Origin of the sequence: Nocardioides sp. NPDC057772, assembly GCF_042798075.1 — a bacterium.
GTDB lineage: Bacteria > Actinomycetota > Actinomycetes > Propionibacteriales > Nocardioidaceae > Nocardioides.
Map to the genome: position 1 here is coordinate 1 of NZ_JBHVKN010000073.1, position 22,450 is coordinate 22,450.

Here is a 22,450-nt window from a genome sequence, read left to right on the forward strand (position 1 = left end):
CGTCAAGACGGGCCGACTCGGCGAACCTGTTGTGAGCCGCGCCACATTCGGTCACGATGTGCAGCATGCAAGGACTGATCCAGGACGCACCGCTGACCATCGACACGATCATCCGGCGCGCCGAGCGCGTCTTCCCGACGCGGGAGATCGTGACCAAGACCGCCACCGGTCTGGAACGCAGCACGTTCAAGGACCTGGCCGTGGAGGTACGCAAGCAGGCCAGCGTCCTCGACCGCCTCGGCATCTCCGAGGACGGCCGGGTGGCGAGCTTCGCGTGGAACACCCTGCGCCACCTGGCGCTCTACTACTCCGTGCCCTGCACCGGCCGCGTGCTGCACACCGGCAACATCCGCTACTTCCCCGAACAGCTCGTCTACACCTTCAACCACGCCGAGGACGAGGCCGTCTTCATCGACCGGTCGCTGCTCGGTCTGCTGGCTCCGCTGCTCCCGCAGCTGACCACGCTCAAGCACGTCGTGGTGATGGACGACGGGGCGCCGACGCCGCTCCCCGACGACCCGCGGGTCGTCTCCTACGAAGAGCTGATGGCCGATGCCGAGGAGGCGGTGATCGACGGCCGGGTCACCGACGAGCGCGCCGCCGCCGGGATCTGCTACACCTCCGGCACCACCGGCAACCCGAAGGGCGTCGTCTACACCCACCGCTCGCAGTACCTGCACGCGCTGGCCTCCCTGGCCGGCACCCTCTTCGGCACCAACGACCGTGACCGGGTGCTGCCGGTCGTGCCCTTCTTCCACGCCAACGGCTGGGGATTCGCCCACTCCTCCCTGCTGGCCGGCGCCAACCTGATCCTGCCCGGCCCCGACCTCTCGCCCGCCGGCATCATCAAGCTCCTCGAGGCCGAGAAGGTGACGATCGCCGCCGGCGTACCCACCATCTGGATGGGCATGGTCCCGCTCCTGAAGGACGCCGACCTCTCCTCGCTGCGCGTGGTCGTCTGCGGCGGCTCCGCGGTGCCGAAGTCGCTCTCGGAGGCCTGGCGCGAGGCGATCGGCCTGCCGATCACGCAGGCTTGGGGCATGACCGAGATGTCGCCGCTGGGCAGCGTGTTCAACGAGCGCGCCGAGATCGCCGACCTCTCCGAGGAGGAGAAGGCCGACTACCGTACGTCCCCAGGCATCCCCGCCGTGGGCGTCGAGCTCCGCATCGTGGAGCCCGGCACCACCGACGAGCTCCCGTGGGACGGCACGACGACCGGTGAGCTCGAGTGCCGTGGGCCGTGGATCGCGTCGGGCTACTACAAGGTCGACGCGGAGAGCTCCTTCTCCCCCGACGGCTGGCTGCGCACCGGGGACATCGCGGCGATCGATCCGCTGGGCTACGTACGCATCGTCGACCGCACCAAGGACCTGGTGAAGTCCGGTGGCGAATGGATCTCGACCGTCGCGATCGAGAATCTCATCATGGGCCACCCGAGCATCGCCGAGGCCGCCGTCGTCGCGGTGCCGCACCCGAAGTGGGGCGAGCGGCCGCTGGCGTTCGCGGTGGTCAAGGACGGCGAGTCGGTGACCAAGGAGGAGCTCCTCGGCTATCTCGCCGACAACCTCGGCAAGTGGCAGGTCCCCGACGACGTGGTCTTCATCGACGAGGTGCCCAAGACCTCGGTCGGGAAGTTCTCCAAGAAGACCCTGCGCGAGGAGTACGCCGACTACAAGCTGCCCACGGCCTAGGAGGAGACGTCGCGGCTCAGCCCAGCTGCGCGAGGATCGCGTCGCACTCGACCCTCGCGCAGCGGGCGTCCTCGTGCTTGCCCAGGGCCGCGCGGGTCTCGGCCAGGTGACCGAGCGCGTCGGCCAGGCCGGGCAGGTCGCCCGCGGCGCGCAGCTTGGTCACGGCCTCCTCGAAGTGCCCGGCCGCCTCGTCGACGGCGCCGAGCTGCTGGTGGATCCAGCCGATGGTGGCGACGACGTTGCCCTCACTGCGATAGCCGGGAGCCACCCGGCGCAGCTCGGCGAGGGCGGCCTCGCAATGCCGCAGCCCGGACTCGTAGGACCCGTCGAGCGCCTCGTAGAGGCCCAGCCGCCCGGTCGTCCAGGCCGCCCGGATGGGGTCGCCCCCGCGCGCGAAGACGTCCGCCGCCCGCTCTGCGTACACAGCCGCCCCGGCGTGGTCGCCGGACGCCGTGGCCACGGTCGCCAGCCGGTGCAGGGTCTTGCCCTCCGCCACCAGGTCGCCCGACTCCATCGCCAGGTCGAGCGCCCGACCCAGATGCTCGAGCGCATCCTCGACCCGGCCGAGACGCCCACAGGCCGCCCCGGCGGCGCGGTGCATGACGCCGAGCCCGGCCGGGTCAGCGCCCTGCGCGACGCTGCGGCGCACCCCCGGGAGCGCGGCCTCGGCCAGCGCGGCGAGCTCGATCCAGCGTCCCTGGAGATCGAGCAGTCGCTCCAGGGCGCCGACGAGCAGGACGATTCGCTCGGGGGCGAGGCCCTTGGCGACCGCGGTGTCGATCACCCGCGAGATCACCGGCAGCTGGTTGGCGATCCAGGCCAGCGCCTCACCGCTGTCGCCGACGACCTCGACGGCGACCCCGTCGCGCATCGGCTCGGTGGCGTCGAGGTGGCTCTGGTGGGGGTCGTAGGCGCTGTGCACCGACCGTGCGCTGAACACGTAGTGGTCGATCATCCGCAGCTGGGCCTCCTCGCGCAGCGAGTCCGGCTCGGACGTCGCGAGATCGGCGGCGTACTCACGGAGCAGGTCGTGCAGGACGAACCGGCCAGGTGACACCTCGGTCAGCAAGTTGGCCTCGGTGAGCTCGTCGAGCAGCCGTCGCGCGCGCACCCGCGAGATCCCGGCCAGGCTGGCCGCGGCGAGGACGCTGAGCGTCGGTCCCGGGTGCAGGCCGATCAGCCGGAAGAGCTGCGCGGCCGGCTCGGTCAGGTGCCGCACCGACCACGAGAAGGTCGCCCGGAGATCGCCGCGGCCGCCGCCGAACCCGTCCAGGCGCGACTCGCCGAGCTCGTCGGCCAGGTCGGCGAGGGCATAGGCCGGACGCGTGGCCGCGCGGGCCGCCACGACCGACAACGTCAGCGGCAGCGAGGCGCACAGCTCGATGATCCGCTCCACCGCTTCCGGCTCGGCCAGCAGACGATCCTCGCCGAGGCGCCCCGCCAGCAGCTCGTAGGCCTCCGCGTCGTCGAGCAGTCCGAGCTCCATGGGTCTCGCGCCGGCCTCCGCGACCAGCCCGGAGAGCTTGTTCCGGCTGGTCACGAGGGTGACGCAGCCCGGGCTGCCCGGGACCAGGCTACGGACCTGCTCGCTGTCGCGAGCGTTGTCGAGCACGAGCAGCACCTTCTTGCCGGCGAGCTTGCTGCGCAGCAGCCCGGCCCTGCCGTCGATGTCCTGGGGCTGGCGGGACCGCTCGACCCCGAACGCCTCGAGCACCACCCCGAGCGCGTCCAGCGGGTCCAGCGCGTCGCAGGGGTCGAAGCCGCGCAGGTTCACGAACACCTGTCCGTCCGGGAAGCGCGGGGCGCTCCGGTGGGCCCAGTAGAGCGCCAAGGTGGTCTTGCCGATCCCCGCGGTGCCGGCGATCGCCGAGATCACGACGGCCCGGCCCTCGTCCTCCGCGACCAGCTCGTCGAGCATCGACAGGTGGTGCTCCCGGCCGGCGAACGCGGCGACGACCGGCGGCAGCTGGCGCGGCACGATCTGCTCGTGGGTCCGCGACGGCGCCGGCTCGGGATCGTCTCCCTCGAGAATCCGCAGGTGCACGTCGCGTACATCCTTGGACGGCTCGACGCCGAGCTCGTTCCGGAGAAGACGGAAGAGACGCTGGTAGGCGTCCAGGGCCTCGGCGGTGCGACCGGAGTGCCACAGCGCCGTCATCAGGAGCAGCCACAGACGCTCCCGGAGCGGGTTGTCCTGGACGACCGGTCCGAGGCCGCTCACCACGGCCGCCGGCCGGCCCAACGCCAGATCGGCGGCGGCGCGGGACTCGACGGCGACCAGGCGCAGCTCATCGAGCCGGGCGGCCTCGGTCGCGATCATCTGGGACTCGCCGACCCCGCCGTACGCACCTCCGGTCCACAGCACGAGCGCGGCATCGAAGAGCATGCTGGCCCGTTCGTGGTCACCAGCGTCGGCGGCGTCGCGGGCCCGCTCGACCAGCTCCTCGAAGCGGACCTGGTCGACGTCGGCGCCGACCAGCGCGTAGCCGTTGGCCCGGCGCTCGAGGTAGCGGCGGTCGTCACCGAGAGCACGCCGCAGGTCGCGGATGCGCTGGTGAAGAAGGTTCACCCCCGTCGCCGGGGGTGAACCTCTCCACAGCTCGTCGACCAGCAGGTCGGAGGAGACCGGCGCCCCACGCGCGGCCACCAGCAGTGCGAGCAGAGTCCGCCGCGTACGCGACAGCTTCTGCACCGTGCCGTCGTCACAGATCAGCTCGACGGCGCCCAGGACCCGGACCCGCACCACACCTCCTGTTGACCACCAGCATTACGTCCGAGACGCTTCATCGTCTCATCACCACACAGATGTGTGACGCCGAATGCCGCCAGAAGGTTGCCTGGAGGTTTGTGCTGAGCGCAGATTTAGGACTTCTGGGTCACGGAACGCGCCAGAGGCCGCTCTCGCCACCCTTGTCGATCTGGAACGCGACCTGCTTGATGTTGGCCCCGACCGGAACGACGAACGGCACCAGGGCCGTCCGCTGGTCACGCGGCTGCAACCCGAACGGGTTGGGGAACACCTCGCCGCCGTCAACCGTCACCGTGCTGGGCTGGCTCTTGTACTTCTTGCCCGAGGCATCGATGACCGTCGTACCGGTCGCCGGGCTGTCGTTGAAGACCCTCGACCCGGCGTTGACGACCTGGATCTCGACGGCCATCACACGCGACCCCGGAGGGGTCTGGGTGCCGTCGGTGAACGACGTCTCGAAGACGTCCTGCACGATCACCCTCAACAGGATTCCGGGTGCCTCGCCCTTGATGGTGCCCTCACTCGTCAGCCCCAGCTGCTGGTTCTGCTGGATCCTCTCGGTGCTGTCGACGGTGATCACCTTCTTCTCCATCGCCGGGTTCTCACCGTGGTTGTTGCTGTACAACCCGTAGTCGACGGAACTGTCCGAACCGCAGCCGACCCCGGCCGCCGCGACGGCTCCCCCGAGGATCAGCATGGCCAAACGACGCACACGCACTCCTTATGAAATTTGTTGCCGTGGGAAGGAAATTGTTCCCCTTGATTTACCATGGCAACATGCCCGAGTCCAAGCAGTCGGCCTAGGGTCTTAAGTCCCAATCGCGACACAACTCTTGCGAGACGATTTCCAGAAAACGACGCAGTGGACGAGGGTCGGCACCACCGGCGCCACAAGAAACCGCGGTGTGACCAGCGAAAGCTCGACCCTACTCGGTCCCCACGGCCGGACGCTCGACCAGAGCGGCCAGCTTCGCCGGAGCCTGGATGCAATAGGAGTCGGTCAGCAGCTCAGCGACCTCGTCCCAGTCGGTGTCATCGTCGACGATCATCCCGACCACGTTGCCGCCCCAGCCGGCCTTGAAATAAGGGGCGCCGAGGTGCTCGAAGGCGACCACCTCGTCAGGCTCGGCACGGAACACGATCCGGAAGAGCTGGTCCTCACCGCCGAAGACGTGCGCGATCGTCGCCTGGCCGACCCGCCAGCGCACCCCCACCCAGGCGTCGTCCTCGAGGCACTTCGGGAACGCAGCGAGGATCTCCCTCAGCCGCGCCACCATCGCCTCGGGAACCTCTGGACGCTCAGCCATGCTCCGATCCTGCCAGGGAGCACCGACATCCTTAATTGCTATACATGTTTATGATCAACATGTACCGTTTCTCGCATGAAGAAGCAGACCATCGGATACGTCGTGTGGCGCCTCGCCATGCGTCTGCGGGTGTCGATGGACCGAGCGCTCGCGCCCCTGGGCCTGACCCATGCGCAGTACTCGCTCATCGCCTCCCTCTACGGCCTCCGCGCCTCGGAGGCCCCGACCCAGAAGCAGCTGGCCGATCTCACCGGCCTGGAGCCGATGTACGTCTCCAAGCTCTCCCGTCAGCTCGAGGCCAAGGGCTGGGTCGAGCGCGTCCGGGACACCAAGGACACCCGGGCCGTACGCCTCGCCATCACGCCCGAGGGCACCGCGGTCACGCGAGAGGCGATCGCGGTGACCGGTCGGCTGCTCGACCAGCTCACCGCACCACTCGGCGGCCGCGACAGCCGCGGTGCCGCCGAGGCGCAGGCAGCGCTCGAGGCGATGCTCGGCGCACCCATCGACACCGATCCCACACCTGGAGAACGATCATGACCACCGCCACTCCCCCTGTTCCGGGCCCTGTCACCGGCGCCAACCTGGGCGTCGCCTACTTCGCCATCCGGAGAAACCTTCTCGACGTCCTCGCCGACTACGACCTGACCTTCGAGCAGTCGCTCCTGCTCACCTACCTGAGCCGGGGCGAGGCGACGCGCGCCGACCTGGTCGCGACGACCGCCGGCAACATCAAGGTCTCCGAGGCCGAGGTCGAGTCCCATCTCGACGCCGCGATCGCCCGCGGTCTGATCGCTGACGGACTCACCCTCACCGAGGAGGGCGAGCGGCTCCAGCAGGAGATCACGGAGCGCAGCCAGCCGCTGACCAGGAGGTTCTTCGCCGACATCCCGGCCGAGGATCTCGCCGCGACCGCGCGCGTCCTGGCCACCCTCACCGAACGGGCGAACGCCGCGCTCGCCGCCTCCTAGTATCGAGGCCATGGCACAGGAGACCTACGACGTAGTGGTGGCCGGCGGCGGTCACAACGGCCTCACCGCCGCCGCCTATCTGAGCCGGGCGGGCCTCTCCGTCCTCGTGCTGGAGCGGCTCGACCATGTCGGCGGCGCGGCGATCTCGGCGCAGGCCTTCGACGGCTTCCCCACCCGGCTCTCGCGCTACTCCTACCTGGTCTCGCTGCTGCCCGAGCAGATCCGCACCGACCTCGGCCTCGACATCGAGCTCGCGTCGCGGCAGACCGCGTCGTACTCCCCCTTCCTCGACGGGTCCCGCGCCACCGGCCTTCTCGTGGAGACGCCGGAGGGCGAGGCCACCGCGGCGAGCTTCCGCGCGGTGACGGGGTCGGACGAGGAGTACGCCGCGTGGCAGTCGTTCTACGCGGAGGTCGGCGAGCTCGCCCGGGTCCTCGCCCCCACCCTCACCTCCCCGCTGCCGACCGCTGCCGCGATCCGCTCGCAGGTGGCCGCGCGGATCTGGCGCGACCTCGTCGAGCGGCCCCTGGGCGAGGCGATCGAGCACCGTTTCGCCAACGACCTGGTCCGCGGCGTGGTCGCCACCGACGCCCTGATCGGCACCTTCGCCAGCCTCGGCGAGGAGAGCCTGATCCAGAACCGCTGCTTCCTCTACCACCTGATCGGCAACGGCACCGGCGAGTGGCGCGTTCCCGTCGGCGGCATGGGCGCGGTGACCGGAGCGATCGCGAAGGCGGCGTACGCAGGTGGGGCGGACGTCCTCACCGGCGCGACCGTCACCTCGATCCGCGGCGGTGCCGTAGGCGAGGGCGCCGAGGTCACCTGGACCGACTCCTCCGGCTCCCACACGGTGGCCGCCGACTTCGTGCTCGCCGGCCTGGCTCCGTACGTCCTCGACGGCCTCCTCGGCCGCACCCCTTCCCCCGCGATCAAGCCGGTGGGCGCCCAGCTCAAGATCAACATGCTCCTCGAGCGCCTCCCCCGGCTGCGCTCCGGCGAGGACCCGACGGTCGCCTTCGCCGGCACCCTGCACCTCGGCGAGTCCTACTCGGAGCTCGAGAAGGCGTACGCCGAGGCCACCGCCGGCTCGGTGCCGACCGAGATGCCTGGCGAGGTCTACTGCCACTCGCTGACCGACCCCTCGATCCTCGGCGACGTACCGCCCGGAACGCAGACGCTGACCTACTTCGGACTGCACGCCCCCGCGACCCTCTTCGAGGACCCGGTGACCCGTGAGGAGCGCAAGGCCCAGGCGGTCGAACGCGCCATCGCCTCCCTCGACAAGCACCTGGTCGACCCGATCTCCTCCGTCATCGCGCGCACCGCGGATGGTGAGCCGTGCATCGAGGCCAAGATCCCCCAGGAGATCGAGGCCGACCTGGCCATGCCCGGCGGCCACATCTTCCACGGTGACCTGGCCTGGCCCTGGGCGCCCGACACCGCCGACCTGACCACCCCCGCCGCTCGCTGGGGCGTCGCCACCGAGGTCGGCAGCGTCCTGATGTGCGGCTCCGGCGCCCGCCGCGGCGGCGCCGTCTCAGGCCTCGGCGGCCACAACGCCGCCCAGGCGATCCTGGAGCTCCGCTGACGCTCCTCGATTTGGGCCGCATCCGAGCCCGCTGCTAATGTTCTTCTCGTCGCCGAGCGCGCCTGACGCGCGAAGGACATGCGCCATTAGCTCAATTGGCAGAGCAGCTGACTCTTAATCAGCGGGTTGTAGGTTCAAGTCCTACATGGCGTACAGGAAATCGGCCCCTGACCTGGGATGACAGGTTAGGGGTTGCTTTCATTTCTGGGCCAAATCCAGCGGTGCGGACAGAGTTGCGGACACAGTGAATGCGGTTCATGATCCCGCCTCCTCGGTGTTCTCGCCCTCGCCGGAGTCACCTTCGTCACGCCCTGTCGCATCGGGGTCGATCGCCTCGAGCGCACGCAGGTTGTTCTCGTTGACCGGCCGGCGGTCGAGGTAGGTGTCTTGTGTCATCGAGACCCGAGAGTGTCCGAGCTGGTCGGCGACCTGGCGTCCACTGATGCCAGCCTCATCGAGCGTCGAGGCGACCGTCTTGCGGTAGGTGTGGGTCGTCAGCCACTCGAAGTCTGTGCCCTTTCGGATGCTGCGGATATCGCGCTGGACGTTGTTGCGATCGCGGAAACCGCCCTTGGCATCCGGAAAGACTGGCCCGTCGAAAGCACGCATCTTCTTGCGACGTTCCTTGAGCATGGAGACACACCAGGACGGGAGCAGCAGCGCCCGATCCGACGTCGCTGACTTCACCTTGCGCAGCACCACGCCCTTACCCGTCACCCGGTATGCCGTGTGTTCGATCTTGACCGTCCCGGCCGCCAGGTCGAGGTCGGCCCAGGTGACCGCGAGCGCTTCGCCGATACGTACGCCTGTCGCCAGCATGAAGCGGGCAAGCTCGGGGTAATCCTTGCGCCGGCCGAGGTCGCTGGCGTCGATCGCATCCAGCCACGCCTTGATCTCCTTACCGCGCAGCGCCTTGGCCTTCCGCTTCTTCGTGGCCTCGATCGGCGTCAGATCGTGCACCGGGTTGGACGTCATCCCGCCCTGACGTACCGCATGGGAGCAGGTGTTGGAGACCACCGACTTGCAGACCTTCGCCGTCGACGGTCCCTTGTCAGCAACCACACCTTGAATGAACCGTTCCACCACGGGTGTGGTGATCTCTCCCAGGCGCAGGTCGCCGATAGCCGGCAGCACGACCCGTTCACTCTCTGTGGTGTAGAGCGCCAGGGAGGACTCGGCCCGCTTGCCCTTCTCGACCAGCTGTGTGAACGAGGCGAGCCAAGAGGCGTGGGCCTGCCGGAACGTCGACGCCTTGGTTAACCCGGTCGGGCCGCCGCCTTGCTCGAGGAGATCGCGGACGGCATCGAGCACTCGGCGGGTCGCATCAGCGTACGTCTTGCCCGAGCGCTTCACCGGCCGGATCGTCCCGGACCACAGTCGGACCTTGACCCGGGCATAGGGCTTGCCACGCTCACGGAATGTGGCAACCTTGCCGTGCTCCCCCAGCTTGAGTGGCTCACTCATGCGACCACCTCAGTCGGGAGAGACTCCACCCAGGCGCGGACATCTTCGGGCCGGTAGCGCAGCCGCTTCCCCATCCGTCGCCCCGGAGGCCCATAGCCGGCCGATCGCCATGCGTAGATGGTGTGGACGGGCATCCCGAGGTACTCGCTCACGTCCTGCACCGACCACAGTCGATCGGTGGGCTTCTTGATCTCACTCATCCCACTTCGTCCTCTCATCGGTTGGTGTTCTTCGTCTGGGCTTTCCACTGGTCGTATTCGCGGGCGCGTGCAGCAGCTGCGAGGGCAAGTGCCTCGTCGCCGGCGTTGGTCCATCCGGAGCCTTGGTAGGCCCATTCACCGATGACGAGGGTGGTTTCTTCCTCGTCGTCGGCCAGGAGCCGGGCTTCCAGATCGGCGGTTGAGATCGCCTCGAGGGACTCACCGTTGCGACGTGCATCGGTGACCAGCTGCTGATAGCGGGCACGGGCGCGACGGAGCCGGCCCAGGGTGATCGAGTACCGACGGGACTTGGTGGAGAAGTGGCCGCGGAACCCAAGCATGTGCGCCCACTTCTTGATCAGCTCATATGGGTTGTCCTGGCCGCCGTAGAGCGCATCGGAGGTCTCGAAAATGTCGTGACAGGTCGACGTCAGCCGTGCCAGGTGAGGGCGGATGGTGTCCTCGAGGCGAATCGAAGAGACGTCCTTGCTGGCGTACTTGGCCAGATAGCCGGCCACCTGCCCCGGGGTCAGCGCAGCATCAGGGTCATCGGTGCGGTCACCGTCGCGCACGACCCGGATATCGACCTGGCTGCCCCAGGAGAGGACGCGGGTGACGCCGGTGTGGTCGACCGGGGGCGCTTCGAAGGTGACCTTGCCGATGGTCTCGGCCAGGAGCTGGGCAATGTCGATCCCATCCAAGGGAGCCGGCGAACCTGGCCCGTCGTTGCCGTCGAGGCGGAGCAGGGCATGGAAGTGGACCAGGCCCCGGGTCTGGTACTCGGCGACCTTTACGAACTGGACCGACGCCACCTTGCCCAGCCGGGATTCGGGAACGTCGAGCTTCTTGGCCAGGGCTCGTTTCAGCTCGATCGTCGTACGTCGCCACAGCTCAGGGGCCCACCACTGCCACACGATCGCGGTGGTCCAGTCGTGACAGTCGGGACAGAACGGCGCACCAACGACGGCATCGGTGGCGGAGTGGACCTTGTGACACGAGATCGGCCGGCCGTGGGGACAGCGGGACCCTTTGTCACGGGCGCGGGGGCGGCAGCGTTTGCCGGCCTTATCGTGGCGGTGGACGTGGGTCCCGAAGGAGGGCGCGGTCAGGGTGGCAAAGAGCAGCGGGTTGTCTGCCACGGTGGCGGAGACTGTCTTGCCACCGGAGAGGCCGGCGTCGATCATCGCGAACGTGTCCCGGGCATACGTCCTCGAGCAGGACGGGCACACCTCAGCTCGTCGGTTGCCGCAAGGCCGGTAGAGCACACCCAGCGGTGCCTCATCAGACGAGAACGACCCCACCGGCTCCCCTAGGGTGACCTGGCCGGGTCCGTAGGTCTTGTAGAGCGCAGCGCGCAGCTCGGAGACCTCGGAGCGTTCAAAGGTTCGCGATCGGCCGGTCAGCCTGATCGGGTGGGCGCAGTTCTTCACCGCGGCCGCCGTCTCAGCGAACGCGTCGAAGGTCTTGTCGAGCAGCCGAGAGGTGACGGCTTGGAAGCCGGCGGGGGTGAGGCCGGACAGATCCAGCGGCGCATCCTCCCCGAACCCCGGAAACCCAGAGCCGGAGGAGGATGCGTCACTGTGGATGGCCGGAGCATCAGCGGTCGTCGAGGTCACCACAGAGCCCCTTGGTCACCGATGCACTCGCTAGCGTGCAGGCGGGCGGCGGCTGCGACCTCGGTGCGGCCGTAGTAGCCGGGGCGGCCGCTGAGGGCACCGAAGATCCAGCCACAGCCTTCACAGCCCGCAGTCCATGAGCCCAGGAGTTGGCCTTCCTCGACGAGGATGCGGTCGCCGGCGATCGTCTTCATGCCGCACCACCCAGGCCGTTGGTCCAGGGGAACAGCACGAGCTGGTGGTCGACGAGCTCGCCGTCGCGGCCGTAGATGGGCATCGCACGAGGCAGCGACTCCGGGGTCGGCTCCGGCTTCGACTTGGGACTGGCCGGGGTCGGCCGGCGGTGGATGTCGCGGTCGATACCGGCCCACATGCCACCAGAAACACCTTCTGCGATGACATAGGAGTTGCAGGCGGAACGGACGACGCAGTCGTCGCATGTGGACCGCATCAGGTCGACCACGACCTCCGGCAGCTCACCGGCGTCGGTAGTCCAGGGCAGACCCCGAGCCTCCGGAGCAGCACAGGCAGCATCGTTCATCCAGGCCGGCGTACTCATGCTGCACCACCCAGCGCGGGAGGCTCAGGAGCGATCGCACCCGGTGCAGCGGCCGGATCGGCCGGGTAGAGCGACGCCACCCGGCGGATCAGGTCATCGGACCAGTAGTCGGCCCGAACACGGTCGGTAGAGCCGTCCTCGTCGATGATCCACGCGGTGCCCTGAGCGGCCTTCAAGATCCGGTGTGCCGGCGCGAAGGGCGCCATGCCGTCACCGAGGACCATGTTGGTTTCCATGGCCGAGCGCAGCCGCAGAGCGATGGTCTGGGTAAACAGGCCGCGCATGTCGATGACCTCCTTGCGCGGGTCCTGGACGAACGCCACCACCACGACACCCACGGCACGGCCGATGGAGAGCAGCCGCTTCAACAGCCGCTCGGCCTCCTTGCGGATCTCCGGGTCCGCGTACGCGGTCAGGGAGGCCAGCTCATCGATCACGAGCAGGTAGAGCGGGTCCCCCGGGCCGGGCTTGTGGTTGCGGGAGTAGCCGCGCAGCTGCTCGGTGCGCTGGTCAGCGATCGCCACGAACTCCCGCAGCATCTCCACCGCCTGCTCACCCTGAACCGCGATCTTCGTGAACACCGGAGCACCCATGGTCAGCTCCATCCCGCCCTTGAGATCGATCCCATACGCGCGGACCGCATCCACCGCGATCGCCGGCGCGAGGGAGCCGACCATGCCCCACAGGAACGAGCCCTTGCCGGCACCGGAGGCACCCACGACCAGGGTGTGGCGCTGCTCGACCTGGAGCCGGAACGGCTTGCCCGACTGGCGCCGGCCGAGGAGTACGGATTCGGTCTGCATCCGAGGTTCCGGCATGCCGGCGACTGCGGGGGTCTTGATCAGGTCCCGCATCACCAGCTCGAACATCACCGTGGAGCCGGCGCGACGCTTGGCCGGGTAGACCCGGTACGCATCGGCCGAATAGGTGGCAGCCAACTCCGGGGCGAAGCCCTCGAGGGCGCCCAGAGCCTGACCGCGACGCGTCTTGACCTTGAGGGTCACCGAGTGTGCCGAGGTCTTCACCCTCTTGAGGCGAGGGTCCCTCCACTTCTCGATCGACTCCTCGCCCACACCCAGCCGCTTGACCCGCTTCGTACGGCGCTTGGACAGTCCGGCCTCACGGGCGACGCCCTTCCAGGTGAAGCGGAACCGCAGCCACCACCACGCCTGGCGCAGTAGGGAGCCGGCGAACCGGGCCACGAGGAGGGCGGCCCGGCGGGCGGCCGGGAAGACAACCACCATCGCGATAGCGATAGCAGTCACCATCCCGGCCAGACCCAGCATCAGGGACTCGCTCATGAGGCCACCCCCGCCGACTCGTACGCGGCGACCTCGACACCCAGCGGCATGGTCTCGCCCTCGACCGGGACCAGGCCCTGCCACAGGCTGAAGATCTCGTCGTCGACGATCTCACCCCGGTAGAACGCGACCAAGCCGAGGGACTCCGCCAAGGTCCTGGCCTCAGCTGCGGTCCTCATCGTGACGCGGATGTCAGCGAGGAGCTTGACCCCGTCGAGGCGGACCCCGCCTTCATGGACCTCGAGGGAGACCACCGCCGGCGAGGCGACGTTGAGCTGAGGGATCCGCAGCATCACGGCCCCCAGCCACTCGATCTCTCGGCCGAACATCACGCCGCCGCCTTTGACGCGGTGGCACCGCCGGCAGCCGGCTTACGCGCGGCGTTGTCGCCGGGCTTGACCATCTCGGTGGCCCGGTAGGACCAGGTGATCCGGGTCCGGTCCTGACCCTCACGGTTCTTTCCGCCCGTGTACTCCACGTACGGCAGAGCGGTCAGGCCCACGAACTCCACCGGGGTCCACGGGAACGGGGTGTCGTTGGCCGGCGGGACCGGCTGGTGCTTGGCCAGGAACTTGATCGTGATCGCGGTGTCCTTCTTGCCGGCCGCGTCGTCGGCGTCGAGAACGATGACCTGCCACAGCGGCAGGCCCGTCTCCTTGTCGAGCTGCTGGGGCATCGACCCATCGGCCCGCTTGCCGGCCTGGAAGTCGAGGACCGGCTCGACCTCGCCCTTGAGGAACGCGCCGTTCGGGAACACGTCGCCGTGCTGGACTGCGAAACGCTGCTTCATCGCCATTGCTCTGATTCCTTCGGTGTTTATAGGGCTAAACAGTCAGGCCCAAGAAGATCCCCCGTTCGGTTTAGGGGGCTAAACATGAAAGTACGGGATGTGTTCGACGGAGTCAAGGGGTCTAAACTCAACGGCGTGCCAGAGTCAGATTCAGACGAGTTCGAAGCCGTACGACGAGACCCCGACCCCCTGCGTCGCGGGCGCCGCGCGACCGAGCTCCTGACGCTCTACCAGCAGCGCTCGACAGAGCTTGCGCGCCTTCGGAAGGCAGCGATCGAGGAAGCGCACCGCGAGCGCGAGATGACGTACACCGAGATCGCAAGCGCCCTTGGGATCACCAAGGGCAGAATCACTCAGATCCGGGGAAGTGCCCCCAGCGCTGAGCGGGGCTTCTTCGGCGTTGGTCCCGTCGCCGTGGGTGTCCCGTGGCGATGGCAGACAACCGACCGGGAGCGGCCACTGATCGCTGCCGAGGACGCGAAGTCTGGCGACCTAACCGGCAAGCTCCTGGCCGATCTCGGCTTCACCGTCTCCACCTTCCAGGTTGGACCTGAGACCGAGGCACTACCCGAAGGCGACGTCGTTCTGATCTGTGGACCGATCTCGTCCCCGATCGCCTCCACCTACCTGGCCGACGATCCACGCCTTGCATTCGTCGTCCCCGATAACCGCTGGTACATCGAGGAGTCCGGAGGCGTGCGCCACGGCTCCCCCAGCGATGATGACCAGCCGACCAACTCGGACATCGCGTACCTCGCCCGCCACCGGATCGGAAGCCGCACTGTCGTGCACATCGCAGGCATCCACACGATGGGATCACTCGGCGCGGTCCACTACCTGACCAACCATCTTGGCGACCTCTATGCGAAGACCGAGGATCAAGAGTTCTCGTGTGTCATCCGATGCGACTACGACCTTGCGAACGTCGAGGTCACCGGCAGCAGCCTCCTTGCTGGTCCGTTCATCTGGTAGCCGGCTATGCATGTTTCGATTGCTCAGCACCCCGAGCCACCTGCCGGGGATGACCGCGTCTTCATCACGTCAAACGCCGTCATCGTCCTCGACGGGGCGTCAGCGTTCGCAGCTCGCGACGTGCCCGCATCAACCTACGCGGATCACCTCGGCTCAATGATGGCCGGCCTCGTCGACGGAAGCGACGAGCCGCTTACCGCCCTCCTGGCAGACGCGATCAAGACGACAGCGAACGCACTTGACCTGACACCGGGAGGACGTGCGCCGTCGAGCACTGTTGCCATTGTCCGCAAGCGACGGAATGCCTCAGTCGATGTGTTGGTGTTGGGAGACAGCCAGGTTGCGATTCCGGGAGAGATCATCCGCGACGATCGACTCGGGCCCCTCGCCAGCACCGAGCGAACTGCTTACCGAACCCGCCTGGTGAGTGGGCATGGCTACGACGACGAGCACCGGCGGATCCTTGCCGACCTCCAGACACAGCAGTTGCAGCACCGTAACCGGACTGGAGGCTACTGGATTGCGGAGACAGACCCTGCCGCCGCAGAGCACGCGCTCACCCGTCATCTATCGCCCGACGAGGCTCCGTGGTGTGTGCTCGCAACAGACGGAGCGTACAAACCGATGGAACACCTCGGCCTAGACGACTGGCCGACAGTCGCGTCCTCGGGCTCCAACGACCTCGCTGCACTTCTCCGACGCTGTCAGGAATGGGAGTCCACAGACGGGCGAGGGCAGCAACTCCCCCGCGCGAAGCGCCATGACGACAAGACGCTGGTTGCCGTGAACCTGTGACGGGACGATTAGGCACGTCGACCGCGTGCTCGACATCCGGATGCGTGTCAGCCAGCATGCCCAAGTGCCAATCGCCTCGAAGTCTCGCCGCTCTTACCCCAATTGGGGGATCCCAACTGCGTTGGCGTGGCGGCCGGCTAGCAGCAAACCCAGCCTTGACCTGTGAATCCAGAGCAGCGTGCGCACGCCCTAGCCATAGCTGACGAGCTCCTTGCTGAGATCGAACTCGATCAACTTCCGATTGACAAACAAGTTCTCAAAGCGTCGCGTCTTGCGCGCCTTGTGGGCGACGAGAAAGTCAGCGACTGGCTTTACAAAGAGCGATTCGGTTACAACACAGACGATAAGGGAACCTATTACTGGGTGGCCACACGACGTGGCGGCGACGAGAAAAACCCTGTCTATGCTGGTGCGCTCCAGATTGCCGCCATGGCTCGCACACTCGAAAATGAGCTGGCAAACATGAATCTCCCCAACGTGTCGGGGGATAGCGCGTGGCGAACCATGAAAGACGTTCGCGATCACATTGCGAACGTACGCAATCGGGTCATCCGGCTACAGGGCATGCTGTCCAGCATTTCGATGTTCGTCCACGACTTTGCGTCTCGGCAATATCACGCACTGAAGTTCACCCAGAGTCAGGAGCAGTTGTTTGAGCGCGCAAAGTCCAACATCGACTCACTCCTCGAAGGGCTCGAGGTCGAGACCTTGCGGAAGATCGATGCCGCACAGTCTAATCTTCGCCTGGGAGATCCTGAGTCCATCGCAGGAGCCATGCTCAATGTTCGACGCTTGATCGACTCCTTCGCTGACGCCGTCTTTCCACCTACAACCGAGGTCCGAACTAATGGGCAGGGCCAGGAGATCAAACTAGGACCCGAACAGCGCCTCAATCGAGCCAAGGCCTATGTCGATGATCACTCAGTGAGTGACTCTCGCGCTGGGAGACTCAAGCGCTCACTTGGAGATGTGTATGCGCGAGTCTCGGCAGGTGTGCATTCCGACGTGTCTCTGCAGGAAGCGGAGCATCTCTTCCTCACAACATATGTCCTGCTCGGCGAAATCCTCGGCCTGCGTAACGAGGAGCCATCAGATCGAGCATCCGTCACTGTGCCCGGCAAGTAGCCGAAGGTGGCCGCTTTCTACCACCACCTGACGAGATCTGATCCCGACGGCCAATCTGGATATCTAATGGAGGAGCCTGAGAAATGACTCTAGACGTAGATTGGGCGCTCGAGCAATGCCGACAATGGTTGCTCCTTCATGAGAGAGTTCATATTCCGGAAGACGAACGCACTCCTCGTGACCCCAAGACGAGGTTCTCCGGATCAAAAGAGGAGAGGTCTCGGATTCACCATCGGATTAGTCTCGTTGCAGAGGCGATCTGGGAGGACAATGGGCGTCCCTTTCGTTGGCGTCCTGATGAAGTCGGCGTACGCCAACTCATATTTGAGCTCGAAGAGGGAATACAGGTCCGCGAGCGCCTTGGTCTCATGTCTCAGGGACCGGCTCTTGCAGCCACGACATTCCACCCATGGGTCTGGAAACCTGCTCGGGCCCACTGGGAGAGCGGCAACCATGGCGCCGCGGTCTGGGCAGCCGCAATAAATGTCAACACCCAACTGCAACACAAGGTCGACCGGGTTGACATCGGCGAGCACAAGCTTGTCGCGGAAGCATTTGGCACCGCTGCACCTGAGCCAGGGTGTGCGCGACTCCGACTTTGCGACCATTCGAACCCAAACCTATTCAAGGACCGGCACGTGGGGGCGATTGGGCTTGGCCAAGGACTCTTCATGGGTGTCCGGAACCCTCTCAATCACATAGGTCCCGCCGACATGAGCGAACGGGAGGCGCTCGAAACGCTCGCAGCATGGAGTCTGTTTGCGCGGTGGGTCGATCGCGCAACGGTCGAGCCAGGCCCCGGCAAGGCGCCAGACTCGTGAGAACTTTCTCTACTGACTCAAGGCGGCCTCCGGCCGCGGGCGCGGCCTCCGGGGGCGTGCGGCCTGGCGGCCGGTCCCCCTACGTGCCGCGCAAATGAAGAAGAGCGCCCAGTCCGTAGACCAAGCGCTCTATGCGACCATCGCAGCGTGAACCGCTGGCACCAGCTGCTAACCGTCGACCTCGTCACCCTCCACCAGGCCGCCACCGACGACGCGATCCGCCGTGCCGAAGCCGCCATCAACCGACGTCTCCCGCCGACCCTTCGAGCCCTCTACCGGACCACCGACGGCATCTACGACCAGGCCGGCCAATGGTTCGTCATCTGGCCGCTCAGCCGAGTCATCACCGAAGCCTCCGAGACCTGGGCACCACCCGGACCCCTCATCGCCTTCGGAGACAACGGCGCCGGCGAACCCTTCTGCGTCACCAGCGGAGAAGAAGGGGTCAGTCTCTGGCACCCCATCGACGGGGAACTCGAGCCCCTCGCCAACGACACCTACGAGTTCTGGCGCAACTGGACGAACCGAACCTGACCATCCCCTCCCAGTCCGCGACTCGGCCGCAGCTACGAACTCGCTCAAGTTCATTGGGCTGATGACGAGGGAGGAGGGGCTGCTGCCGGCAGGGACACTCCCCGCGACACCTCGAGCACAGTGAGGTTGGGCAGCGTGGGGGCAAGCCCCCAGACCCCCGCCGAGGGGGCCACTCTCGGGAAGACGTAGCGCTTACCCCTGCCACCTGCCGTCCCAGCGTGCTTGAGAGCCAGACGGCCGACGAGGACCAGGAGTCGCCCCTGGGGAAGGCGCAGCAGATGCATGGTCTCCCGCCGGTCTAACCTGACAATGGAACTCATCGGGTCTCCTCTGAACGCGGACACAATCGCGGACACAGTGGCAGTGGATGATCGCCGAACAACCACAACCGACGAACAGCCTCGAGCTAAGCCCACCACGCTTACAAGCTCAGGCACGTGGGCCCGTGGCGATATCAGCGGGTTGTAGGTTCAAGTCCTACATGGCGTACCAAACAAGACTCCTGACCAGCAGTTTCGGTCGGGAGTTTCTTGCATTTCCGGCTGTTCGGCATCGCCGCGCCGAGAAACGGTGAGGTCCCATTCCCGCCAGCAGCCCACTTCGCGCTTGCTTACGGTCAGTCGAGTGTCCGCAGATACCGCTTCCCTGACTCCTGCTCCTACCTCACTACGTACTCCTGCCGTCCTGTTCATGTCGGTCGCCGCCGCTCTCGGCACCGCGACCATCTACCCGATGCAACCAGCGATCGCGGATGTTGCGGAGTCGTTGGACTCGCAGATCACGGCGATCGGGATCGCGCTCGCGTTCGGGCCGATCGGCTACATGCTCGGTCTCGGACTGCTGGTGCCGCTGGTCGACCGGTTCAGCCCAGCACGGGTTCTGGCCGCTCAGTTCGGGGTGCTTGCGTGTGCACTGGTGGTCAGCGCCGTCGTTCCCGACGCGGCGCTGCTGGCGCCGGCGGTCGGGCTGACCGGGGCGTGCTCGGCGGTCGGGGCCGGCCTGAGCTCCGTCACGGGCCGGCTGGCTCCGCCTCGGCAGCGCGCGACGGCGCTGGGAATGGTGACCGCCGGGATCTCTGCAGGGGTCCTTGCCGGCCGGACGGTGGGAGGGTGGCTTGCCGACGAGATCGGCTGGCGCGGGATGCTGCTGACGTTCGCGGCTGCCTGCGGCCTCGTCGCAGTGTGCTGTTTGCTGGCTCTTCCGAACACCCGCGGCACTGCGGAGCGGGGCTACCTCGCCACGTTGCGTTCCCTGCCCGGTCTGTTCGCACGTCATCGGACGCTTCGCCTCGCGTCCCTGCGGGGCTCACTGTGGTTCTTCGCGTTCTGTGTGGTGTGGGCCGGGATCGCCGTCGCGCTCTCCGAGCCACCGTTCTCCTACTCGGCCGAGCGCATCGGCCTGTATTCACTGGCGGGCCTCTCGGGCATCCTTGCCACCCAGGCCGCCGGGCGTGCCACCGACCGTGTCGGCCCCCGCCTGGTGATCCTCGTCGGCCTCGCCGTGGCCGGCGCGGCCGCAGCCACCATCAGCTTCAGCCTCGAGAACACGGTCATCGCACTGATCTGCTTGGCGATCTTCGATGCGGGGCTGTTCGCAGCACAGGTGGCCAACCAGAGCATGGTGCTGGCGATCGACCCATCGGCACCGGCACGCTTCAACAGTGCCTACATGCTGGTCTACTTCGTGGGCGGCAGTCTCGGGACTGCCGCCGGGGCCGCGACGGTGGAGTGGTTCGGCTGGCTGAGTACCGCCATGATCGCCGCAGCAGCCGTCGGGGTGGCCGCGACGGTCACCGTGCTCGAACGCCAGAGGTAGCCGTTGTCGGTATGTCCCGACTGGGTGCTGGCCGCGCGATGGCGCGCGGTCATCCCCGGTTGTCGAGCAGGTGGCCACAGTGCGGCGGACGAGTGCGATTTGACCTACGAGAGCACGTCACCATGGACCAGGCCGTGACCCCGAGTCGATGCCCGAGGCCACGGCACCAACGGCACTCGTCGTGGTGTCGCGCTCCACATCGGAGATGTCACCCTGATTGCCCCGTCAGCGTCAACACGGTAACCGCCGTCACGTCAACGATGCACAGGGTCGGGACCATTCCGCGAGATCCAGAGGATCCCGATTCCAGGAACTCACCGGCAGTTCTCGTTTTCCGAGCGCCTAGGATCGCAGACATGCAGGGGCTCCGGACGACGGCACAGGCGCGCGTAACGCGCCTGGCGCTTGCTGCTGTCCCGGTCGCGCTGTTCGGGCTGATGTCGATGCAGATGTTCTTCACGATGATGATCGAGCACCACGAAGGTGCGATCGAGATGGCCGAGACCGAGGAGACCGATGAGATCCAGACGATGGAGGAACTGCTGAAGTCCTGACGGTCGTCCACGTGTGTCGGGCAGGCCAGGCGCCTGCCTGACACCTCCCTCGATTCCGGAGCAACCTCATGAACCCAACCTCCCTCGTTGCCCTGACGATCGTCGTGGCGGCGGCCCTTCTCTCCACCGCCTGCGGCGCGGATCCGCGGCCCGAACGACCCGCCACCGACGGCCACGGCGAGAACGCTGACATGGTGGGCCACATCCACGGCCTCGGAGTCGATCCGGCCGACGACAGCCTCTACGTCGCGACCCACTTCGGTCTCTTCCGCGTCGACGAGGCGGGCGGAGCGGAGCGGGTCGCCGACCGGTGGCAGGACACCATGGGCTTCGCCGTCGTCGGTCCCGGTCACTTCCTCGGCAGCGGACACCCCGACCTCACCGAGGACCTGCCGCCGCATCTGGGACTCGTCGAGTCCACCGACGCCGGCGAGACCTGGACGCCGCTCGCACTGCAGGGCGAAGCCGACTTCCACATCCTCGAGCCGGCCGGCGAACTCCTCTACGCATTCGACTCCACCACCCGACGTCTGCTCCGTACCGAGGACCGCAAGCAGTTCGAGGAGGTCCTCACCGGCGACCTCGTCAGCGTCGCCGCGACCGACAAGGCCGAGCAGCTCTACGCCACCACCCGCACGGGCCAGCTCATCAGCATCGATGCATCCACCGGCCGGACCCAGGAGCTCGGCGGTCCGGTCACCGCCTACGTCGACATCTCGGCCGACGGCGATCTCGTCGGCATCGGCCCGGACGGTGTCGTCCGGGTCAGCGACGACGTGGGCGAGGGCTGGCAGGAGGCCGGCTCCATCGGCGGCCCACCGGCGGCCTTCACGATCACCGAGCAGGGCTGGTACGCCGCCACGGCCGAGGAGGCGTACCGCTCGAGGGACAACGGCAAGACCTGGGAGCGCGTCCTGTAGGCCCCGCGGTACCAGTCGAACCACGGCACCGGCGGGCATCCCTCATGCAACGGCCCGTGGTGGGTACCTCTCGGGCGTGAGGCCAGATGGCCCGCGTGCAAGAGCACCGTCGACGAGAGGGAGTGCCGTGCACACCGTCGTGGAACTGTTGAAGACCTACCCCAAGGAGCTGGGCGGCATCGATACCGCCCAGCTCGCCAAGACGATCCAGTCGCTGGTCGAATGCGGCCAGGCGTGCACCGCGTGCGCCGATGCCTGCCTGAGCGAGGACGGCGTGGCGGATCTGGCCACGTGCATTCGCACCAACCTGGACTGCGCCGACGCGTGCTCGGCGACCGCCAACATCCTGTCGCGCCACACCGGTTACGACGCCAACCTCACCCGGGCCTTCTTGGAGGCGTGTGCGACCGCATGCAAGGCCTGCGGCGACGAGTGCGCTCGCCATGCCGACATGCACGAGCACTGCCGCGTCTGCGCCGACGCGTGCCGAGTCTGCGAGCAAGCCTGCCGAGACCTGCTCGTGAAGCTGGGCTGACCGTAAGGACCTACGAACGGACAGCCGAACGCGGACTCGTCCGAGCCTCCTCGTCTGCGGTTTCCAGGGCAGGCAACCGCAGACGACGCCGCAGGAGCGCGTTGACCGCCACCAGGAACCTAGAAACCCACAACGAGAGTTCG

24 protein-coding genes and 1 tRNA gene are annotated in these 22,450 nt (G+C 67.1%); 14 read left to right on the top strand and 11 right to left on the bottom strand.

The window, feature by feature from the left end; all coding sequences use genetic code 11:
• Positions 1–65 precede the first annotated feature (65 nt).
• Entirely contained in the window at positions 66–1,691 is a 1,626-nt protein-coding gene (locus tag ACFVJS_RS14060) for a long-chain fatty acid--CoA ligase (protein ID WP_378881026.1), read from the top strand.
• 16 nt (positions 1,692–1,707) lie between these two features.
• Here ACFVJS_RS14060 and ACFVJS_RS14065 read toward each other — a convergent pair whose 3' ends face one another.
• The 3 genes from ACFVJS_RS14065 to ACFVJS_RS14075 all read right to left on the bottom strand — a co-directional run bounded on the left by ACFVJS_RS14065 (position 1,708) and on the right by ACFVJS_RS14075 (position 5,747).
• Complete coding sequence (locus ACFVJS_RS14065) at positions 1,708–4,434, bottom strand: BTAD domain-containing putative transcriptional regulator (protein ID WP_378881029.1); 2,727 nt, start codon at positions 4,432–4,434, stop codon at positions 1,708–1,710.
• Between the two features lie 133 nt (positions 4,435–4,567).
• Positions 4,568–5,152, bottom strand: a complete 585-nt coding sequence (locus ACFVJS_RS14070; RefSeq protein ID WP_378881032.1) for a hypothetical protein — start codon at positions 5,150–5,152, stop codon at positions 4,568–4,570.
• A gap of 214 nt (positions 5,153–5,366) precedes the next feature.
• Complete coding sequence (locus ACFVJS_RS14075) at positions 5,367–5,747, bottom strand: MmcQ/YjbR family DNA-binding protein (RefSeq protein ID WP_378881035.1); 381 nt, start codon at positions 5,745–5,747, stop codon at positions 5,367–5,369.
• A gap of 75 nt (positions 5,748–5,822) precedes the next feature.
• On the opposite strand from ACFVJS_RS14075, the gene ACFVJS_RS14080 reads away from it, so the two are divergent.
• From ACFVJS_RS14080 to ACFVJS_RS14095, 4 genes are all read left to right on the top strand, one after another.
• A complete protein-coding gene (locus ACFVJS_RS14080) occupies positions 5,823–6,287 on the top strand; it encodes a MarR family winged helix-turn-helix transcriptional regulator (protein ID WP_378881038.1) in 465 nt (154 codons plus the stop codon).
• Complete coding sequence (locus ACFVJS_RS14085) at positions 6,284–6,718, top strand: MarR family winged helix-turn-helix transcriptional regulator (protein WP_378881041.1); 435 nt, start codon at positions 6,284–6,286, stop codon at positions 6,716–6,718. The genes ACFVJS_RS14080 and ACFVJS_RS14085 overlap by 4 nt, the downstream gene beginning before the upstream one ends.
• 10 nt (positions 6,719–6,728) lie before the next feature.
• Entirely contained in the window at positions 6,729–8,306 is a 1,578-nt protein-coding gene (locus tag ACFVJS_RS14090) for a phytoene desaturase family protein (protein ID WP_378881044.1), read from the top strand.
• A gap of 80 nt (positions 8,307–8,386) precedes the next feature.
• Positions 8,387–8,459, top strand: a tRNA-Lys gene (locus tag ACFVJS_RS14095).
• A gap of 102 nt (positions 8,460–8,561) precedes the next feature.
• Here ACFVJS_RS14095 and ACFVJS_RS14100 read toward each other — a convergent pair.
• The 8 genes from ACFVJS_RS14100 to ACFVJS_RS14135 are packed head-to-tail and all read right to left on the bottom strand — an operon-like array spanning position 8,562 to position 14,242.
• On the bottom strand, positions 8,562–9,770 hold the full coding sequence (locus tag ACFVJS_RS14100; RefSeq protein WP_378881047.1) for a tyrosine-type recombinase/integrase: 1,209 nt from the start codon (positions 9,768–9,770) through the stop codon (positions 8,562–8,564).
• Positions 9,767–9,970 (bottom strand): helix-turn-helix transcriptional regulator, encoded by a 204-nt coding sequence (locus tag ACFVJS_RS14105; protein WP_378881050.1) that lies wholly within the window; start codon positions 9,968–9,970, stop codon positions 9,767–9,769. The genes ACFVJS_RS14100 and ACFVJS_RS14105 overlap by 4 nt, the downstream gene beginning before the upstream one ends.
• Before the next feature lie 14 nt (positions 9,971–9,984).
• A complete protein-coding gene (locus ACFVJS_RS14110; protein ID WP_378881053.1) occupies positions 9,985–11,586 on the bottom strand; it encodes a replication initiator in 1,602 nt (533 codons plus the stop codon).
• Positions 11,583–11,780 (bottom strand): hypothetical protein, encoded by a 198-nt coding sequence (locus tag ACFVJS_RS14115; RefSeq protein WP_378881055.1) that lies wholly within the window; start codon positions 11,778–11,780, stop codon positions 11,583–11,585. Before ACFVJS_RS14115 ends, ACFVJS_RS14110 begins: the two co-directional genes overlap by 4 nt.
• Complete coding sequence (locus tag ACFVJS_RS14120) at positions 11,777–12,145, bottom strand: hypothetical protein (RefSeq protein WP_378881058.1); 369 nt, start codon at positions 12,143–12,145, stop codon at positions 11,777–11,779. Before ACFVJS_RS14120 ends, ACFVJS_RS14115 begins: the two co-directional genes overlap by 4 nt.
• Positions 12,142–13,446 (bottom strand): FtsK/SpoIIIE domain-containing protein, encoded by a 1,305-nt coding sequence (locus ACFVJS_RS14125; RefSeq protein WP_378881061.1) that lies wholly within the window; start codon positions 13,444–13,446, stop codon positions 12,142–12,144. Before ACFVJS_RS14125 ends, ACFVJS_RS14120 begins: the two co-directional genes overlap by 4 nt.
• Entirely contained in the window at positions 13,443–13,775 is a 333-nt protein-coding gene (locus ACFVJS_RS14130) for a hypothetical protein (protein WP_378881063.1), read from the bottom strand. The genes ACFVJS_RS14125 and ACFVJS_RS14130 overlap by 4 nt, the downstream gene beginning before the upstream one ends.
• Positions 13,775–14,242 (bottom strand): plasmid replication, integration and excision activator, encoded by a 468-nt coding sequence (locus ACFVJS_RS14135; protein ID WP_378881064.1) that lies wholly within the window; start codon positions 14,240–14,242, stop codon positions 13,775–13,777. The genes ACFVJS_RS14130 and ACFVJS_RS14135 overlap by 1 nt, the downstream gene beginning before the upstream one ends.
• A gap of 93 nt (positions 14,243–14,335) precedes the next feature.
• On the opposite strand from ACFVJS_RS14135, the gene ACFVJS_RS14140 reads away from it, so the two are divergent.
• The 9 genes from ACFVJS_RS14140 to ACFVJS_RS14180 all read left to right on the top strand — a co-directional run bounded on the left by ACFVJS_RS14140 (position 14,336) and on the right by ACFVJS_RS14180 (position 22,307).
• On the top strand, positions 14,336–15,208 hold the full coding sequence (locus ACFVJS_RS14140) for a hypothetical protein (RefSeq protein WP_378881066.1): 873 nt from the start codon (positions 14,336–14,338) through the stop codon (positions 15,206–15,208).
• Positions 15,209–15,214: 6 nt separating this feature from the next.
• Entirely contained in the window at positions 15,215–16,003 is a 789-nt protein-coding gene (locus ACFVJS_RS14145) for a hypothetical protein (RefSeq protein ID WP_378881068.1), read from the top strand.
• Between the two features lie 162 nt (positions 16,004–16,165).
• Complete coding sequence (locus ACFVJS_RS14150; protein ID WP_378881071.1) at positions 16,166–17,128, top strand: hypothetical protein; 963 nt, start codon at positions 16,166–16,168, stop codon at positions 17,126–17,128.
• A gap of 368 nt (positions 17,129–17,496) precedes the next feature.
• A complete protein-coding gene (locus tag ACFVJS_RS14155; protein ID WP_378881091.1) occupies positions 17,497–17,949 on the top strand; it encodes a TIGR02391 family protein in 453 nt (150 codons plus the stop codon).
• Positions 17,950–18,096: 147 nt separating this feature from the next.
• Complete coding sequence (locus ACFVJS_RS14160; RefSeq protein WP_378881074.1) at positions 18,097–18,483, top strand: SMI1/KNR4 family protein; 387 nt, start codon at positions 18,097–18,099, stop codon at positions 18,481–18,483.
• A 690-nt stretch (positions 18,484–19,173) separates the two neighbouring features.
• Positions 19,174–20,298 (top strand): MFS transporter, encoded by a 1,125-nt coding sequence (locus ACFVJS_RS14165; protein ID WP_378881076.1) that lies wholly within the window; start codon positions 19,174–19,176, stop codon positions 20,296–20,298.
• Positions 20,299–20,654: 356 nt separating this feature from the next.
• Positions 20,655–20,852 (top strand): hypothetical protein, encoded by a 198-nt coding sequence (locus ACFVJS_RS14170; protein ID WP_378881082.1) that lies wholly within the window; start codon positions 20,655–20,657, stop codon positions 20,850–20,852.
• Positions 20,853–20,920: 68 nt separating this feature from the next.
• Positions 20,921–21,772 carry a F510_1955 family glycosylhydrolase gene (locus tag ACFVJS_RS14175; protein ID WP_378881085.1) on the top strand — a complete coding sequence of 284 codons (852 nt, stop codon included), beginning with the start codon at positions 20,921–20,923 and terminating at the stop codon, positions 21,770–21,772.
• A gap of 127 nt (positions 21,773–21,899) precedes the next feature.
• Complete coding sequence (locus ACFVJS_RS14180; RefSeq protein WP_378881088.1) at positions 21,900–22,307, top strand: four-helix bundle copper-binding protein; 408 nt, start codon at positions 21,900–21,902, stop codon at positions 22,305–22,307.
• The last annotated feature ends 143 nt before the right edge of the window (positions 22,308–22,450 follow it).